Origin of the sequence: Bacillus bruguierae (assembly GCF_037104725.1) — a bacterium.
GTDB lineage: Bacteria > Bacillota > Bacilli > Bacillales > Bacillaceae_G > Bacillus_A > Bacillus_A bruguierae.
This window is the reverse complement of the sequence record NZ_JBAWSX010000017.1, coordinates 14,451-30,384: the sequence shown is the minus strand read 5'-3', so window position 1 is coordinate 30,384 and position 15,934 is coordinate 14,451. Positions and strand designations below refer to the sequence as shown.

The window sequence follows — 15,934 nt, the reverse complement described above, 5'->3', positions numbered from 1 at the left end:
GGAAAGTTTATGTCTCTAATAAACGAGGCTGTAACGCTTAATCATGTTTCCAAGTACTTTGGAAAGAAACAAGTGATTCAAGATATTTCATTTTCTGTCCGCGAAGCTGAAATTTTTGGTTTAGTCGGTCCGTCTGGTTCAGGGAAGACAACACTTATTAAAATGATTGCTGGTATTAGCGAAGCAACATCAGGGGAAGTAACTGCACTGCAAACGGTTATGCCAAATTTGAATGGAATGAAACAAATTGGATATATGGCGCAAGCTGATGCATTGTATGATGAACTATCCGCTTATGAAAATGCTGATTTTATTGCGACAATGTATGGATTAAAGGGAAAACAAAAGAGAGAACGTATATCTGAAGTTTTTGAGCTTGTGCAGTTATCTGAGGATGCCAAAAAGCAAGTGCAACATTTTTCAGGTGGAATGAAGAAGCGTTTATCACTTGCTATGTCACTTTTGCATGAACCAAAGCTTCTTATTTTGGATGAACCGACTGTCGGTATCGATCCTGTTTTACGAAAATCGATTTGGGATAAGTTTTATGAGCTGAAAAAACAAGGAACAACAATTATTGTTACAACGCACATTATGGATGAAGCAGAGTTTTGTGAACGTCTTGGCTTAATTCGTGAAGGGAAGTTGATTGCAACTGGTTCTCCAGCAGAACTAAAACAACGAACAACATCTGGACGTATTGAAGATGTCTTTTTATTGGAAGGAGCGATGGAACGATGAGAGTATTTGGAGTTGTTATCCGTATTATTCGTCAATTTTTCCGAGATAAACGATCGCTTGCGCTTATGTTCGGAGCACCGATGCTACTTCTTTGGCTTCTTTCACTTGTATTTACACAAAAAGACTACAAACCTCATATTGCTTTAGTTGATGTACCGGCACCAATTGTAGACGCAATGAAAAAACAAGATGCTTCTATTTATGAGTACGATAAAGATAAGGCACATAGAAAATTAGAAGATCAAGCAATTGATGCGATGGTTACTGTAGATCATGGAAAGATGAAAGTAACGTTAGAAGGCAGTGATTCATCGAAAAATCGTGCGGTTATGCAAGTTTTGCAAAAGAGTATGGAAAAACCAGAATCGGCAGTGATGAAACCAGATGTTTCTTATTTACACGGCTCAGCTAATTTTACGATGTTTGATGGATTAGGTCCGGTATTAATTGGTTTCTTTACATTCTTCTTTGTCTTTATTTTATCAGGAGTTTCATTTGTCAGGGAGCGTTTAAGCGGTACTTTGGAACGATTATTATCAACCCCAATTCGGCGCTGGGAGATTGTTGCGGGTTATATTATTGGATTTGGTATTTTTGCGTTTTTCCAATCCATCCTAATTGTTAGTTTTTCTGTGTATGTTCTTGATTTATATGTTGCAGGTTCACCGTGGCTGACGTTATTTATTACATGTATGCTTTCATTAACAGCATTAACGCTTGGAACATTTTTATCAGCGTATGCAAACAATGAGTTTCAAATGATTCAGTTTATCCCATTGGTTATCGTACCGCAAATTTTCTTTTCAGGTTTATTTCCGATTGAGTCTATGAATAAGTGGTTACAGCTATTAGGAAAGTTATTTCCATTAACATACGGTGCAGATGCGATGCGACAAGTTATGATTCGAAATCAAGGATTTAGCGAAATTGCTGGTGATCTTGGTGTTTTATTATTATTTGCGATTGTGTTTACATTCGGTAACGTGTTTGCTTTGAAGAAGCATAGAAGAATATAATGGAAGAAAAAAGGAGCCTATCATGAAAGAGGATTGGTTAGAAGAATTAATTGCCGCTACAGGGACAGATAAGCGCAATGAACGGCAAATGCGTATTTTAGAAGCAGCAGTAGACATGTTTAGTGAAAAAGGATATTCAGCAACTTCAACGAGTGAAATTGCGAAGCGTGCCGGTGTAGCAGAAGGAACGATTTTCCGCTACTATAAAACGAAAAAAGATTTGTTGTTTGCGGTTGTGATGCCAACGTTAACAAAATTTGCTGCACCATTTTTTGTGCAAACTTTTGTGAAAGAAATATTTGACAATACGTATGATTCATATGAAAACTTTTTACGTACGGTTATTCGGAATCGCTTTGAATTTGCGAGGAAGCATTTTCCGATGCTGAAAATTTTAATTCAAGAAGTACCATTTCAACCTGAACTGAAAGATGAAATCCAACAACTATTCGCAAAGGAAATTTACTCTCGTTTTGAAAAAATTGCGAATCATTTTCAGGAGCAAGGACAAATTATTGAAATTCCAACACCAGGAGTATTACGATTTACCATATCAGCTGTTATTGGCTTAATTTTAACTCGTTTTTTATTACTACCAGAAGAAAAGTGGGATGATGAGGCTGAAATCGAGTCTACCGTTCAATTCATTTTATACGGACTAACACCTCGGAGGTAATTGTATGAGGCAATTTGTAAAACCAACAGTTGTCGTAAGTAAATGTTTAGAATTTGAAGCATGTCGTTATAACGGTGATAAGCTTTCTGATGCAACAGTACGTAATTTACAGCCGTATGTAGAATTCATTCCAGTTTGCCCAGAAGTGGAGATTGGACTTGGCATTCCAAGAGAAACGATTCGTATTGTCGACCAAGATGGGACGCAAAAATTAGTGCAGCCATCTACAGGTGCCGACTTAACGGAAAAAATGCAGCAATTTTCAAATGTATTTTTATCTTCCTTACCAGATGTGGATGGTTTCATTTTGAAAAATAGGTCACCAAGCTGCGGAACGCGTGATGTGAAAATATATGCTGGATTAGGAAAGGCACCCACAAAAGGAAAGGGCGCCGGGTTATTTGGTAGTGCAGTCTTAGCAGGATTTGCACATTTAGCGATTGAGGAAGAAGGAAGACTGTCGAATTTTATCATTCGCGAACATTTTTTGACGCAGCTATTTACAATTGCACATTTTAAAACGTTAAAGAAAAATAAAAACATGAAAGCATTAGTTGAATTTCAATCTGATCATAAGTATTTATTCATGGCATATAATCAAACAAAGCAAAAAGAATTAGGGCGCGTCATTGCGAATAAGGAAAAGCGACCGATTAATGAAGTATTTGCAATGTATGAGGAAATATTGCATGAATTGTTAAATCGTACACCGCGGTATACATCAAATATCAACGTATGTCAGCATATTTTCGGGTATTTTAAAAATAAATTAAAGAAAGAAGAAAAAGATCATTTTCTGTCTTTACTCAGTAAGTATGCTGAAAAGAAAATACCATTAAGCAGCTTACTTACCATTTTAAAATCTTGGGCAATCCGATTTGAAGAAATATATTTACTGAAACAAACATATTTTGAACCGTATCCAGAAATGTTAGTTGAAATTACAGATTCTGGAAAAGGGCGAGATTATTAAACAAAAAATTTCATAATTCGACTTTTTTATTCCTATGTTGTTGTAGAACAATGTAGGAATTTTTTTGTGCAATAGTACAGATTCTGTTTTACAATTAAATTGTGACAGAATTGTAGCAATTATCTTACTATTATTCATTCTTCTTTAGAGTAATGTTTGTACTATATACGCACGCGCTGTCGAAATAACGAATTCGATAAGGGGTGTGACAAATGGAATTTACTCTTACTAGAGAAAAACAAATGATTAAAGAAATGGTGCGCGACTTTGCTGAAAAGGAAATCGCTCCAAAGGCTGTGTATTATGATAAAACGGCAGAATTCCCATATGAAACGTTTCAAAAGATGGGCGAACTTGGTTTGTTAGGAATCCCATTCCCTGAAGAATACGGTGGTTCTGGCGGCGATACGTTATCGTATGCACTAGCAGTTGAAGAAATTGGCCGCGCTTGTGGTGGTACAGGGTTAAGTTATGCGGCGACAATTTCATTAGGTGCTTCTCCTATTTATTATTTTGGTACAGAAGAACAAAAACAAAAATATTTAGTTCCAATGGCATCTGGTAAGACACTTGGTGCATTTGGATTAACGGAGCCAAATGCTGGATCTGATGCTGGCGGCACACAAACGAAAGCCGTATTAGACGGTGATGAATATGTAATTAGCGGTGAGAAGTGCTGGATTACAAATGCCGAGTATGCAAATACAATTATTGTAACCGCTATCAATGGTGTTGAGGAAAGCGGTAAAAAACGTATTTCTGCTTTTATCGTACCGACAAATAGCGAAGGATTAACAATTTCTAGTCCGTACGACAAAATGGGCGTTCGTGCTTCTAATACATGTGAAATTGTTTTAGATGACGTTCGTGTACCGAAGGAAAATATTCTTGGAGATATAAATAAAGGATTTAAGCAATTTTTATATACGTTAGATGGTGGTCGCATTTCCATTGCTTCATTAGCAGTAGGGATTGCTCAATCTGCATTTGAGCGTGCACTGCAATATGCGAAGGAGCGCAAACAATTTGGTCGTTCCCTATCAAACTTCCAAGCAATTCAATTTAAATTAGCAGATATGGCAACAGAAATTGAATTAGCACGCAATATGGTACATAAAGCTGCTTGGTTAAAAGACAATGATAAACCATTCGGAAAAGAAGCTGCGATGGCAAAACTTTTTGCATCTGAAACAGCAAGCCGTGTATCTAACCAAGCTGTGCAAATTCATGGTGGTTACGGATATATGCGTGAGTATGAAGTAGAGCGTCATATTCGTGATGCAAAGTTATTAGAAATTGGTGAGGGTACTTCTGAAATTCAACGTCTCGTTATTTCAAGGCATTTAGGATGTCGCTAAGAGGAGGGTTCAATATGTTTCGAAAAATATTAATTGCTAACCGTGGTGAAATTGCTGTTCGTATTATAAAGACGTGTGAAAAACTAGGAATTCAAACAGTGGCAATTTATTCAGAAGCTGATGAATCTGCCCTACATGTGAAAATGGCAAGTGAAGCACATCTTGTCGGCGGTCCGCGTGTTCAAGAAAGCTATTTAAATCTTGAAAAGATCATTGAAATTGCGAAAGAAACAAAAGTAGAGGCAATTCATCCAGGCTATGGATTGTTGTCAGAAAATACAACATTTGCATTGCGTTGTGAAGAAGAAGGAATTGTCTTTATCGGTCCTTCCAAAGATGTGATTGCAAAGATGGGAAGCAAAATTGAGTCTCGCAAAGCAATGTTAGCGGCTGAAGTTCCTATTGTACCTGGTATTTCATCTAGCATTCCAACTGTTGAAGAAGCAAAAGAAATTGCAGGCCAAATTGGTTATCCACTTATGTTAAAGGCATCCGCTGGCGGCGGGGGCATTGGTATGCAAGTAATAGAAACTGAACAAGCGCTCACTCAAGCATTTGAAAGTAATCAAACGCGTGCAAAGAATTTCTTCGGCAACGGGGAAATGTATATGGAACGATTGATTACAAATGCGCATCATATTGAGATTCAAGTGCTTGCTGATAAACAAGGGAATACGGTGTATTTGTGGGAACGTGAATGTTCGGTGCAGCGCCGTAATCAAAAAGTAATTGAAGAAGCGCCATCTCCATTTTTAGATGAAGCAGCGCGCATAGAAATGGGTGAGGTTGCAGTAAAAGCTGCGAAAGCACTCGGTTATACAAATGCAGGAACGATTGAATTTCTTGTTGATGATGAGAAAAATTTCTATTTCTTAGAAATGAATACGAGATTACAAGTAGAACATCCGGTAACAGAAGAAATTACCGGTCTTGATTTAGTTGAGCAGCAATTGCGAATCGCATCAGGCGAAACCCTTTCGTTTACACAAGATGAAGTAAAGCGTAGTGGTCATGCCATTGAAGCACGCATTTATGCTGAAGATCCAAAAACGTTTTTCCCGTCACCAGGGAAAATTACATCTCTGTCTCTTCCAACATCAGTGCGCATTGATCATTTCTTAGAAGATGGTGTAGCAATTACTCCGTTTTATGATCCGATGATTGCAAAAGTAATTGCACATGGGGAAACGCGAGGAGAAGCAATCCAAAAGCTACAAACAGCATTAGAAGAACTAAAAGTAGAGGGTATTAAAACAAATACGCCGATGCTTCTGCAAGTCTTAGAAGATGAAGTATTCCAGAGTGGTATTTACACAACAAGCTTTGTAACGAAGCAGCTTGTGAAAAAATAAAGGTTACGAAATTTAAAGGGGGAAATAAATGATGACAAAAGTATATGCATCGATGGCAGGAAACGTTTGGAAAATTGTAGTGGGTGTAGGAGATACAGTAGAGGAAGATCAAGATGTCGTCATTTTAGAATCTATGAAAATGGAAATTCCAATCGCTGTAGAAGAAGCTGGCACCGTTATGAAAATTCTTGTGCAGGAAGGCGATTTTGTTAATGAGGGAGATGTATTAGTAGAAATCGAATAGTGAGAAACGAGGTGCAATCGATTGAAATTACCTTCTTTTGCTTCTATTAAAGAAGTCGGGCCGCGTGATGGTTTGCAAAATGAAAAGAAAATTGTTGGTACAAAAGATAAAGTGAAATGGATTCATATGCTGGCAGACGCAGGTCTTTCCTATATTGAAGTTTCATCTTTCGTTCACCCTAAATGGATTCCTGCTTTAGCCGATGCACAAAATGTGTTTGCTGCGCTTGAGCGGAAACCGCACGTTACATATGCAGCTCTCGTTCCAAATCAAAATGGTTTGGAACGGGCGCTGTTGCAAGATGTAGATGAGGTGAACGTCTTTTTATCTGCTAGTGAAACTCATAATAAGAAAAATATTAATAAATCAATTGATGAAGCACTTTCTGTTATTGAAGAGATAACGAAACAATCATTATTTTCTGGAAAAAAGGTACGTGGTTACGTATCAACTGTATTTGGTTGCCCATATGAGGGCGAAGTAAACGTTTATACGGTTGATGAACTTTGTAACAAATTGTTTTCATATGGCATTTATGAAGTATCACTTGGGGATACGATCGGGGTGGCAAATCCAGCGCAAGTAGAGCGTGTATTAGAGCACTTACTCCCAAAATATGATTCTTCTAAGTTTGCGATGCATTTCCATAACACGTACGGCATGGCACTTGCTAATGTAGTAAAGTCATTGGAATGCGGTGTTACAACTTTTGATAGTTCATGCGGTGGTCTTGGTGGATGCCCGTATGCACCAGGTGCATCTGGAAACGTCGCAACAAATGATTTAGTTCACATGCTTCATAAACTGGGTGTACAAACAAATGTAAATGAAGAAAAGCTATTACAAGCAACAAAATTTATTCAAAGCAAGCTAGGTACGCAGATTCCGAGTCATGTGTACCGCGCTTTGCAACATAAAACAGTGAGTAGGTGATCCCATGTTACAGCTGCAAAATATTTCAGTTGATTACGTAACACCTCATATCGTGAAAGTGACATTAAATCGTGAAGGGCAAGCAAATGCTTTATCACTTGCTCTTTTAGAAGAACTACAAGAAACACTAAGTCGTATTAACGAAGAAAATGATGTCCGTGTCGTAATGATTACAGGGGCAGGGGGAAAAGCATTTTGTGCAGGGGCAGATTTAAAAGAACGTGCCAATATGAACGAAGAACAAGTGCGTGATGCAGTTGGAATGATTCGCTCTACTATGGATATGGTAGAAGAATTATCACAACCTGTTCTTGCAGTTATCAATGGAATTGCGCTTGGCGGCGGTACAGAATTAAGTCTTGCTTGTGATATTCGAATCGCTTCGGAAACAGCAAGTCTTGGTTTAACAGAAACTTCGCTTGCAATTATTCCAGGAGCTGGCGGGACGCAGCGTCTCCCGCGTTTAATTGGAATGGGACGCGCAAAAGAATTAATTTATACAGCAAGACGTATTTCGGCTGTAGAAGCAAAGGAATACGGACTTGTTGAATATGTTACTTCTGCTGAAGAATTAGAAGAAAAAGCAATTGAAATTGCCAAGCAAATTGCAGCGAACGGTCCAATTGCAGTTCGCCGTGCGAAAGAAGCAATTACAAATGGGATGCAAGTAGACTTGCAGACAGGTTTACAAATGGAAAAGCAAGCGTACGAAGGTGTTATTCATACGAAAGACCGCTTAGAAGGATTACAAGCATTTCGCGAAAAACGGAAGCCGATTTATAAGGGGGAATGAATATGCTAGATCAAAAACAACAATCTCGTACATTAGAAGAGCGTGTAGAAACGATAAAGCAAGGCGGTGCACCGAAATATCATGAGCAAAATACAGCAAAAGGGAAACTATTTGTTCGTGAGCGTCTTGCGCTTTTGTTTGATAACGGTGAGTACGTAGAAGATGCATTATTTGCAAACTGTGAACAAGAAGGATTGCCTGCGGATGGAGTTGTTACTGCAACTGGTAAAGTAAATGGACGCACTGTTTGTGTAATGGCAAATGATTCTACTGTAAAAGCAGGATCATGGGGGTCTCGTACAGTAGAAAAAATTTTACGTATTCAAGAAACAGCTGAAAAATTACGTGTACCACTTTTTTATCTTGTCGATTCCGCTGGCGCACGTATTACAGATCAAGTTGAAATGTTTCCAGGCAGACGCGGGGCAGGGCGCATTTTTTATAACCAAGTGAAATTATCAGGAAAGGTGCCGCAAATTTGTTTACTATTTGGTCCATCTGCTGCAGGCGGTGCATACATTCCTGCTTTCTGCGACGTTGTAATGATGGTCGAAGGAAATGCATCTATGTATCTTGGTTCGCCTCGTATGGCTGAAATGGTCATCGGTGAAAAAGTGACATTAGAAGAAATGGGCGGAGCACGTATGCACTGCTCTGTATCTGGCTGCGGAGATGTCCTTTGCAAAACAGAGGAAGATGCAATTTCAAAAGCACGTCAATATATTTCTTACTTTCCAAGCAACTATTTAGAAAAAGCTCCAATGACAGAACCTCAAGAACCGAAAGAATTTGAAAAAACATTAGAACAAATTATCCCAGAAAACCAAAATGCACCTTTTAATATGCACGATTTAATTAAACGTGTAATTGATGAAGACTCTTTCTTTGAAGTGAAAAAGTTATTTGCACAAGAACTTATTACTGGATTTGCACGTATGAATGGCATGCCAATTGGAATTATTGCGAATCAGCCTCGTATGAAAGGCGGCGTATTATTCCATGACTCTGCTGATAAAGCAGCGAAATTTATTACACTATGCGATGCTTACCACATTCCGCTTTTATTCTTAGCTGATGTACCAGGCTTTATGATTGGTACGAAGGTAGAGCGAGCTGGTATTATTCGTCACGGTGCGAAAATGATTTCCGCTATGAGCGAAGCAACTGTGCCAAAAATTTCTATCGTTGTACGAAAAGCATACGGAGCTGGTTTATATGCGATGGCAGGCCCTGCGTTTGAACCTGATTGCTGCCTTGCTCTTCCAACGGCTTCAATTGCGGTAATGGGACCAGAAGCAGCGGTAAACGCAGTGTATGCAAACAAAATTGCAGCGCTACCAGAAGAAGAGCGCCAGGGCTTTATCGCGCAAAAACGTGAAGAGTATAAGCAAGATATTGATATTTATCGTCTTGCATCAGAAATGGTTATTGATGGTATTGTTCACCCAAACCAATTACGCACTGAATTAAAGCAACGTTTTGATATGTATATGAGTAAATATCAAGTGTTTACAGATCGTAAACATCCAGTTTATCCAGTATAAAAATGAAGTAACTACTCAGTCACTCAATAAAAAAGACGGAAAAGCATTTTTTTAAATGGTCTGGGGGGGACTGGCTATGTATAGGAGCGGTCAGGGCCTTTTCCTGCCACGTGCGGTGCGAAAACAAAGAGAGAAAACAAGTGCAGGTCACTTTTATTCTGCATAGCAGTGACTTATATGTTGAAACATCAAAATAGATTTATATATGAGTGAGAGCGCCCTGTTAAAGGGCTTTCCTTTTCAAAACAGAAGGAGGGACAAATCGTGAAGCAAGCAGTTTGGTTTCCGGCCGAGGAATATAAAGCAAACACACGCTTATATCAATGGATGCAATCGCTTGGTTATGATGATTATGAAACATTTTATGAAAAGTCTATTGAAGATCCAGCGTGGTTTTGGGAAGCAGCAGAGCGTGCTGTAGGTTATCAATGGATGCGACCATATACAGAAGTGTTAGACTTAGCAAACGGTATGCCATTTGCTAAGTGGTATGTGGATGGAACTTGCAATGTTGTAGAATCTGCACTATCTCGTTGGATTGCAGAAGATGATACGAAAACAAAGCAGGCGCTTATTTGGGAAGGTGAAAACGGTACATCAAAATCATTTACATATGAGGAACTAGACAATTGGGTAAGCCGCGTTGCAAACGGTTTAAAGCATTTAGGAATCGAAAAAGGTGATCGTGTAACCATTTACATGCCAATGATTCCAGAAACAGTAGTTGCCATGTTAGCTGTTATGAAAATTGGCGCAATCATTTCTCCTATTTTCTCAGGATTTGCTTCAGATGCAGTGATGACGCGTGTACAAGCAGCAGGCTCTAAAATGATTATTACCGCAGATGGATTTGCTCGCCGCGGTAAAACAGTTTCTTTAAAAGAAGAAGTAGATAAAGCATGTGAGCATTGTCCAAGTGTTGAAAAAGTCGTAATTGTTCGTCATGCGGGGAATGAGTTTACACCGCAGGATTATGATATTTCATGGAGTGTTCTTGAAAAAGACAAACCATTTACACACGCAGAAGAAATGAAAAGCGACGACCCGCTTATGCTTATTTATACATCTGGTACAACAGGTAAGCCGAAAGGAACGGTGCATACGCACGCAGGATTTCCGTTAAAAGCAGCATTTGATGCTGGTTTTGGTATGAATGTCAAACAAGGCGACCGTGTGTTATGGATTACTGATATGGGCTGGATGATGGGACCGTTTTTACTATTTGGTTCTCTTCTTAACGGTGCGACAATGGTTATATATGAAGGTGTTCCTGATTATCCAGAACCAGATCGTTTATGGGAAATGGTTGATCGTTATGAAGTAACGCACCTTGGTATTTCACCAACGTTAATTCGTTCATTAATGGCAAAAGGCGATTCATGGGTGGAGAAGCATTCCTTACATAGTTTGGAAGTAATCGGTTCAACAGGTGAGCCATGGAATCCAGATCCATGGATGTGGCTCTTTGAAACAGTTTGCAAAGGAAGGGTCCCAATTTGTAACTACTCTGGTGGTACTGAAATTTCTGGTGGTATTTTTGGAAATGTCCTCATTAAACCAATCGCGCCAATTAGTTTTAATGCATCGCTACCAGGAATGGCCGCTGTTGTATTAGATGAAAACGGTGTACCAGTTCAAAATGAGGTCGGAGAATTATGTCTAGAAAAGCCATGGGTCGGTATGACGAAGAGCTTCTGGGAAGAAGACGATCGGTATGTAAATACATACTGGTCTCGTTTTGAAAACAAATGGGTGCATGGTGACTGGGTGTTATATGATGGAGAACAATATATTATCACAGGTCGTTCTGATGATACGTTAAATATTGCTGGAAAACGCATTGGACCTGCGGAGTATGAATCCATTCTTGTAAAACACCATGATGTCATCGAAGCTGGGGCAATTGGAGTTCCAGATGAAGTGAAAGGCGAAGTATGTCATTGTTTTGTTGTGTTACGTGAGGGTACTGTGTTTACACCAGAACTGAAAAAAGAGTTATTAAGTCTAGTAAACTCTCATATTGGGAAAGCATTGTGCCCGAAAGATATTCATGTTGTCGAAGATCTGCCGAAAACACGTAACTCAAAAGTGATGCGCCGCGTTATAAAAGCTGCGTATTTAGGAAAAGAACTTGGAGATTTATCTTCACTTGTGAATCCTGAGGTTGTGGCATATATTCAAGGGATACAGTCTCAGAAACAACGGTGATTTTTAAAAGCAAACTCCTTCATATAGGAAGTTTGCTTTTTAGTTTGTGGTTATGAGTACTTTACTTAATATGAAATAACAAGAATATTTGAGAGAATGGAAGTCAATATTATAATTGTTAGACGAAAAAGGAGGTTATAATGATGAATAAACAACGTGCACAAGAGATTGCCGCTTCACCAGTTATGGCTAATGTAACCTACAACGGGGTTCAAATTTACATTCAAAATGTAGATGAAACGAACGAAATAGCAAGAATTTATCCGCTCAGTGAACCGAATAATGAACAAGAGGTTTCTGTATCCAGCTTAATAGAGCATTCATAACAAAGTTATATGAAAAGTTTTAATAGCCGTAGCTTTAGAATAAGTTCTGATTGTTTATCCCGCTATTTTTGGGCAGTAAGACCCCCATCTCAAGATTCAGAGAGAAACATTGTCCAGCTCTAGGGGCTAGAATCTCCGGTCGTTTCGCCCCCTCGGACGAGGCAAAAAGCGCCTCTCTGTCGCGGGCTCCAACGTCCTGCGATTCTGGGCGAGCCGCTTCCGCTTTTCTAAAGAAGATAGGCGGGGGATAACTGCCCGTAAAAGCCCGATTGGGCGGGCTTTCCGTCAGTGGGGGATGAAGAAAACCCTGACTGACGGAAGTTTCACTTTATAAAAAAGAGCGAAATCCTGTATTGATAAGATAGGGTTTCGCTCTTTTTATTGTTGTAAGAACATAACTACGTGAATTCAATAGAAAATCTCAGGATGATAACGCTTGTATCACGTTAGCGTACAGAATGGAAAATCTAACTCTATGGATGATATAATTGTAAAAGAATACAAGTTAGCACTGATTATAAAAGGCCTTAAGCAATTGAGGATTAAGTTGAATTTCAATTTATTGGTCTATGAAATCCAGAAATTTAAACAGATAGGCTATATTCTAAAAGGGGAGAAAGTAATGAATAAGATAGAACAGAGTAGTAACACACTAGATAATACAGTTACGTTATATATTACTAGACATGGGAAAACCATGTTAAATGCTAGTGAGCGTGTGCAAGGTTGGGCGGATTCGCCATTAGTAGAAACGGGTGTTGAAGTAGCTGAAAATCTAGGAAACGGCTTAAAAGATATTCATTTTGTTGCTGCTTACAGTAGTGATAGTGGCCGCGCAATTGAAACTGCTAACTTAGTATTAAAATATAGTGAGCAATCAAAGTTAAAACTTGTACAAAGGAAAGACATACGTGAATTAAATTTCGGAATTTTTGAAGGCGATAAGAATGAAAATATGCAAAAAATGATTGGAACTGTTGCTGGCGTGAAATCAGCAAAGGAATTCATGAAGTTATCTATTGAAGAAATTGTGAATTTCATTGCAGTGGCAGACAATACAAAGCAAGCTGAGGATTGGAAAACCTTTTCTATCCGTATAAAAAGAGAACTTGATAAAATTAGTGAAGAGACTGCCAAAAATGGGGGAGGTAACGTTTTAATCGTATCTCATGGAATTGCAATCACAGCATTAGTAGACATGATTGATAATAGTAAAATAAAACTTGGACTAGAAAATGCAAGTGTAACTAAAATTCACTATAAAGATGGAGAGTATAAAATCGAATCTGTTGGTGATATGAGTTATGTTGAAAAAGGTAAAGAAAGTGCAATAGTATAAAGGATATATAAAGTAATAGAATGAGAAAAAGGCGGAGAGGGTAAGGGTTCGCCTTTTTTCTTGTGTGAATTTTGTCGAATAAAGAAGGAAAAACAGCCTTTGAAAAGGAAATAAATAGAAGATATATAACGAATTAATGAAAGTAGGACGAATCAATGAAAGAAAAAATCGGAGCGGGAAATACAGCAGAGATTTATTTATGGAACGACAAAGAAATTGTAAAACTATTTCATGATAGTATTCATGAATCACTTATTGAAAGAGAATTTCTTGCAAGTCAAGAAATTCAAAATCTTGGATTACCAGTTCCTAAAGTAGGGGGTAAGATATCTTATCAAAATAGAACGGGTATTATTTATGAAAAAATTGATGGTGTAACTTTAACTGAGCTACTAGCAAAAGACCCATTGCATGTAGGGAAAGAAGCAAAAAGATTTGCTGAATTGCATTTTCAAATTCATAGCCGGAAATCTAGTGCATTTTCGGATATATGTGAAACTTTAATTTCGCATGTAAATTTTTGTAGTCGATTTACATCTGAGCAAAAAGAAAAGATCGCAACCTATATCGCAACATTACCGACGGATCAAGCAGTGTGCCATATGGATTTTCATCCTGATAATATTTTAATCTCAGAGCAGGGACCGATTGTTATCGATTGGATGACAGCAGGCTTTGGGAATCCATTTGCTGATGTAGCACGTACAGTTATTATATTAGAACATGCCCATCTACCAGCAAGTATACCAGAACCAGTGAAACAAGGTATTATGGCGCTGCGCCATGCATTTTGTGAGGAGTACGTAAACGAGTATTTAACTTTATCAAAAGGTACGTGGAAAGACATAGAATTATGGTTTTTACCGATTATGGCAGCAAGATTAATAGAAGGCATACCTGAAGGTGAGAAACACGATTTGTATAAGCAAGTCATATCTTTTCTCTAAAACTTATAAAGGGAGGGCATAATCTGATATGTGGCAAACATTATCTGAACCATGGAAAGAATGTTTTAATCAAGCATGGTTATCGTATTGTAACAATTCATTTCCAATTGGTGCCGTTATTGTAGATGAAAGTGGGAATATCATTTCAAAAGGTAGAAATACAGTGTACGAGACGGAAGCGGTGCCAAATGAAATATGTAATAACAAAATTGCTCACGCAGAGGTTAATGCAATATTAAAAATAAATAATTTAGAAACGAACGCTATGCGAAAGGAATATGAATTGTATTCTACGATGGAACCGTGCCCTTTATGTTTTGGTGCTATTGTTATGTCTGGGATTAGAAATATTCATTATGCAGCAAGAGACAAGGTGGTCGGAGCAACCAATTTGAAAGATGGAAATGCTTATTTACAAGGGAAAAATATGAAGGTTTTAGGTCCGTACAAAGAACTTGAAATCGTACAATTTGTCCTGAAAACAGATTTTGTATTGCGGAGAGGACATGCTGTAGACCGATTACTACAAACGTGGGAGCAAGATTGTCCGATTGGAATTGCGATAGGTCGAAAATGGTATGAGTCAAATAAACTAGTACAAGCGAAACAAGAAAAGAAAGATATTTCAATTATTTTGGATGAAATTATAAGTGAAGTAGAAGTTTTTAAGAAAGAGGTGGAAGAAACGAGTGGATGTAAATTTTGAAGAAAGAAAATATACTTTTGATGATATTGCCGAAGAATACGAGAAAATAAGACCTACATATCCAAAGGAACTTTTTCAAGATTTGTTTACGTATGCAAATATCGAGAAGGAAGATCGAATTCTGGAAATTGGTTGTGGTACGGGTAAAGCAACGGAAGGACTCGCCCAGTTAGGATATAAGCAGATTGATTGTATTGAGCTAGGAGAACGATTAGCTCAATTTACAGCTTCTAAATTCCAAAATGAGAATGGTATACATGTGTATCAAGGAGATTTTGAAAATTGGAATCAGCAGGACGGATTATACGCACTTGCTGTCTCAGCAACAGCGTTTCATTTTATTAATCCTGAAATTGGCTATCTGAAAGTAGCAAATTTGCTGCGCGAACATGGAACAATGGCTTTCTTTTGGACATATCACATACAACCTGATACAGATGTTTTTCGAGAGATTGAAGATTGCTATGAAAAGTATGCACCGCATTTACATCCTAACAAGTTACCAACGCCAGAAGAGCTAATTGAAGAACGAACAAATCTTACAATACGGCATAATTTGTTTCAAAATTTAGTTGTAAAAACCTATCAATGGACTGATATATATACAAGTGATGATTATATTGCGTTATTACATACTCAATCTGCCCATCGTTTGCTTTCACAAGAGGTAAAAGAAAAATTGTTTTATAGTATTCATAGCGTAATTGAAAAACATGGTGGGGAAATTGAAAAACCACAGTTTGTTGCGTTGTATTTAGCAAGAAAAAAATAATAAGGG

General features: G+C 38.1%; 16 protein-coding genes. All 16 read left to right on the top strand.

Annotated features, from left to right (window positions below; all coding sequences use genetic code 11):
* The first annotated feature begins 9 nt into the window (after positions 1-9).
* The 16 genes from WAZ07_RS21275 to WAZ07_RS21200 all read left to right on the top strand — a co-directional run bounded on the left by WAZ07_RS21275 (position 10) and on the right by WAZ07_RS21200 (position 15,928).
* A complete protein-coding gene (locus tag WAZ07_RS21275) occupies positions 10-741 on the top strand; it encodes an ABC transporter ATP-binding protein (RefSeq protein ID WP_336474038.1) in 732 nt (243 codons plus the stop codon).
* Entirely contained in the window at positions 738-1,757 is a 1,020-nt protein-coding gene (locus tag WAZ07_RS21270) for an ABC transporter permease (RefSeq protein WP_336474037.1), read from the top strand. The genes WAZ07_RS21275 and WAZ07_RS21270 overlap by 4 nt, the downstream gene beginning before the upstream one ends.
* A gap of 22 nt (positions 1,758-1,779) precedes the next feature.
* Complete coding sequence (locus tag WAZ07_RS21265) at positions 1,780-2,433, top strand: TetR/AcrR family transcriptional regulator (protein ID WP_336474036.1); 654 nt, start codon at positions 1,780-1,782, stop codon at positions 2,431-2,433.
* A 4-nt stretch (positions 2,434-2,437) separates the two neighbouring features.
* Positions 2,438-3,406, top strand: coding sequence for a YbgA family protein (locus WAZ07_RS21260; RefSeq protein WP_336474035.1), 969 nt, complete (start codon positions 2,438-2,440; stop codon positions 3,404-3,406).
* Positions 3,407-3,618: 212 nt separating this feature from the next.
* Positions 3,619-4,764: an acyl-CoA dehydrogenase gene (locus WAZ07_RS21255; RefSeq protein ID WP_336474034.1), complete on the top strand. Its 1,146-nt coding sequence runs from the start codon at positions 3,619-3,621 to the stop codon at positions 4,762-4,764.
* Positions 4,765-4,778: 14 nt separating this feature from the next.
* Positions 4,779-6,116, top strand: coding sequence for an acetyl-CoA carboxylase biotin carboxylase subunit (locus WAZ07_RS21250; RefSeq protein WP_336474033.1), 1,338 nt, complete (start codon positions 4,779-4,781; stop codon positions 6,114-6,116).
* Positions 6,117-6,144: 28 nt separating this feature from the next.
* The gene (locus WAZ07_RS21245; RefSeq protein WP_090911426.1) at positions 6,145-6,360 is read left to right on the top strand and encodes an acetyl-CoA carboxylase biotin carboxyl carrier protein subunit; all 216 of its coding nucleotides are present in this window, start codon (positions 6,145-6,147) and stop codon (positions 6,358-6,360) included.
* Positions 6,361-6,381: 21 nt separating this feature from the next.
* Positions 6,382-7,293: a hydroxymethylglutaryl-CoA lyase gene (locus WAZ07_RS21240; protein ID WP_336474032.1), complete on the top strand. Its 912-nt coding sequence runs from the start codon at positions 6,382-6,384 to the stop codon at positions 7,291-7,293.
* Positions 7,294-7,297: 4 nt separating this feature from the next.
* Entirely contained in the window at positions 7,298-8,086 is a 789-nt protein-coding gene (locus tag WAZ07_RS21235) for an enoyl-CoA hydratase (RefSeq protein ID WP_336474031.1), read from the top strand.
* 2 nt (positions 8,087-8,088) lie between these two features.
* Positions 8,089-9,630, top strand: coding sequence for an acyl-CoA carboxylase subunit beta (locus WAZ07_RS21230; protein ID WP_336474030.1), 1,542 nt, complete (start codon positions 8,089-8,091; stop codon positions 9,628-9,630).
* A 264-nt stretch (positions 9,631-9,894) separates the two neighbouring features.
* A complete protein-coding gene (locus WAZ07_RS21225) occupies positions 9,895-11,838 on the top strand; it encodes an AMP-binding protein (protein WP_336474029.1) in 1,944 nt (647 codons plus the stop codon).
* A 143-nt stretch (positions 11,839-11,981) separates the two neighbouring features.
* A complete protein-coding gene (locus WAZ07_RS21220) occupies positions 11,982-12,164 on the top strand; it encodes a small acid-soluble spore protein H (RefSeq protein WP_336474094.1) in 183 nt (60 codons plus the stop codon).
* Positions 12,165-12,786: 622 nt separating this feature from the next.
* A complete protein-coding gene (locus WAZ07_RS21215; RefSeq protein WP_336474028.1) occupies positions 12,787-13,503 on the top strand; it encodes a histidine phosphatase family protein in 717 nt (238 codons plus the stop codon).
* Between the two features lie 155 nt (positions 13,504-13,658).
* The gene (locus tag WAZ07_RS21210; protein WP_336474027.1) at positions 13,659-14,450 is read left to right on the top strand and encodes a phosphotransferase family protein; all 792 of its coding nucleotides are present in this window, start codon (positions 13,659-13,661) and stop codon (positions 14,448-14,450) included.
* A 28-nt stretch (positions 14,451-14,478) separates the two neighbouring features.
* Positions 14,479-15,156: a nucleoside deaminase gene (locus WAZ07_RS21205; protein WP_336474026.1), complete on the top strand. Its 678-nt coding sequence runs from the start codon at positions 14,479-14,481 to the stop codon at positions 15,154-15,156.
* Positions 15,140-15,928, top strand: coding sequence for a class I SAM-dependent DNA methyltransferase (locus tag WAZ07_RS21200; protein ID WP_336474025.1), 789 nt, complete (start codon positions 15,140-15,142; stop codon positions 15,926-15,928). Before WAZ07_RS21205 ends, WAZ07_RS21200 begins: the two co-directional genes overlap by 17 nt.
* Positions 15,929-15,934: the final 6 nt, after the last annotated feature.

What these genes read in the sequence shown, in the direction of transcription:
- WAZ07_RS21275 (WP_336474038.1), top strand. Translation starts at nt 10, where the DNA reads ATGTCTCTAATAAACGAGGCTGTAACGCTTAATCATGTTTCCAAGTAC.
- WAZ07_RS21270 (WP_336474037.1), top strand. Translation starts at nt 738, where the DNA reads ATGAGAGTATTTGGAGTTGTTATCCGTATTATTCGTCAATTTTTCCGA.
- WAZ07_RS21265 (WP_336474036.1), top strand. Translation starts at nt 1,780, where the DNA reads ATGAAAGAGGATTGGTTAGAAGAATTAATTGCCGCTACAGGGACAGAT.
- WAZ07_RS21260 (WP_336474035.1), top strand. Translation starts at nt 2,438, where the DNA reads ATGAGGCAATTTGTAAAACCAACAGTTGTCGTAAGTAAATGTTTAGAA.
- WAZ07_RS21255 (WP_336474034.1), top strand. Translation starts at nt 3,619, where the DNA reads ATGGAATTTACTCTTACTAGAGAAAAACAAATGATTAAAGAAATGGTG.
- WAZ07_RS21250 (WP_336474033.1), top strand. Translation starts at nt 4,779, where the DNA reads ATGTTTCGAAAAATATTAATTGCTAACCGTGGTGAAATTGCTGTTCGT.
- WAZ07_RS21245 (WP_090911426.1), top strand. Translation starts at nt 6,145, where the DNA reads ATGATGACAAAAGTATATGCATCGATGGCAGGAAACGTTTGGAAAATT.
- WAZ07_RS21235 (WP_336474031.1), top strand. Translation starts at nt 7,298, where the DNA reads ATGTTACAGCTGCAAAATATTTCAGTTGATTACGTAACACCTCATATC.
- WAZ07_RS21230 (WP_336474030.1), top strand. Translation starts at nt 8,089, where the DNA reads ATGCTAGATCAAAAACAACAATCTCGTACATTAGAAGAGCGTGTAGAA.
- WAZ07_RS21220 (WP_336474094.1), top strand. Translation starts at nt 11,982, where the DNA reads ATGAATAAACAACGTGCACAAGAGATTGCCGCTTCACCAGTTATGGCT.
- WAZ07_RS21215 (WP_336474028.1), top strand. Translation starts at nt 12,787, where the DNA reads ATGAATAAGATAGAACAGAGTAGTAACACACTAGATAATACAGTTACG.
- WAZ07_RS21210 (WP_336474027.1), top strand. Translation starts at nt 13,659, where the DNA reads ATGAAAGAAAAAATCGGAGCGGGAAATACAGCAGAGATTTATTTATGG.
- WAZ07_RS21205 (WP_336474026.1), top strand. Translation starts at nt 14,479, where the DNA reads ATGTGGCAAACATTATCTGAACCATGGAAAGAATGTTTTAATCAAGCA.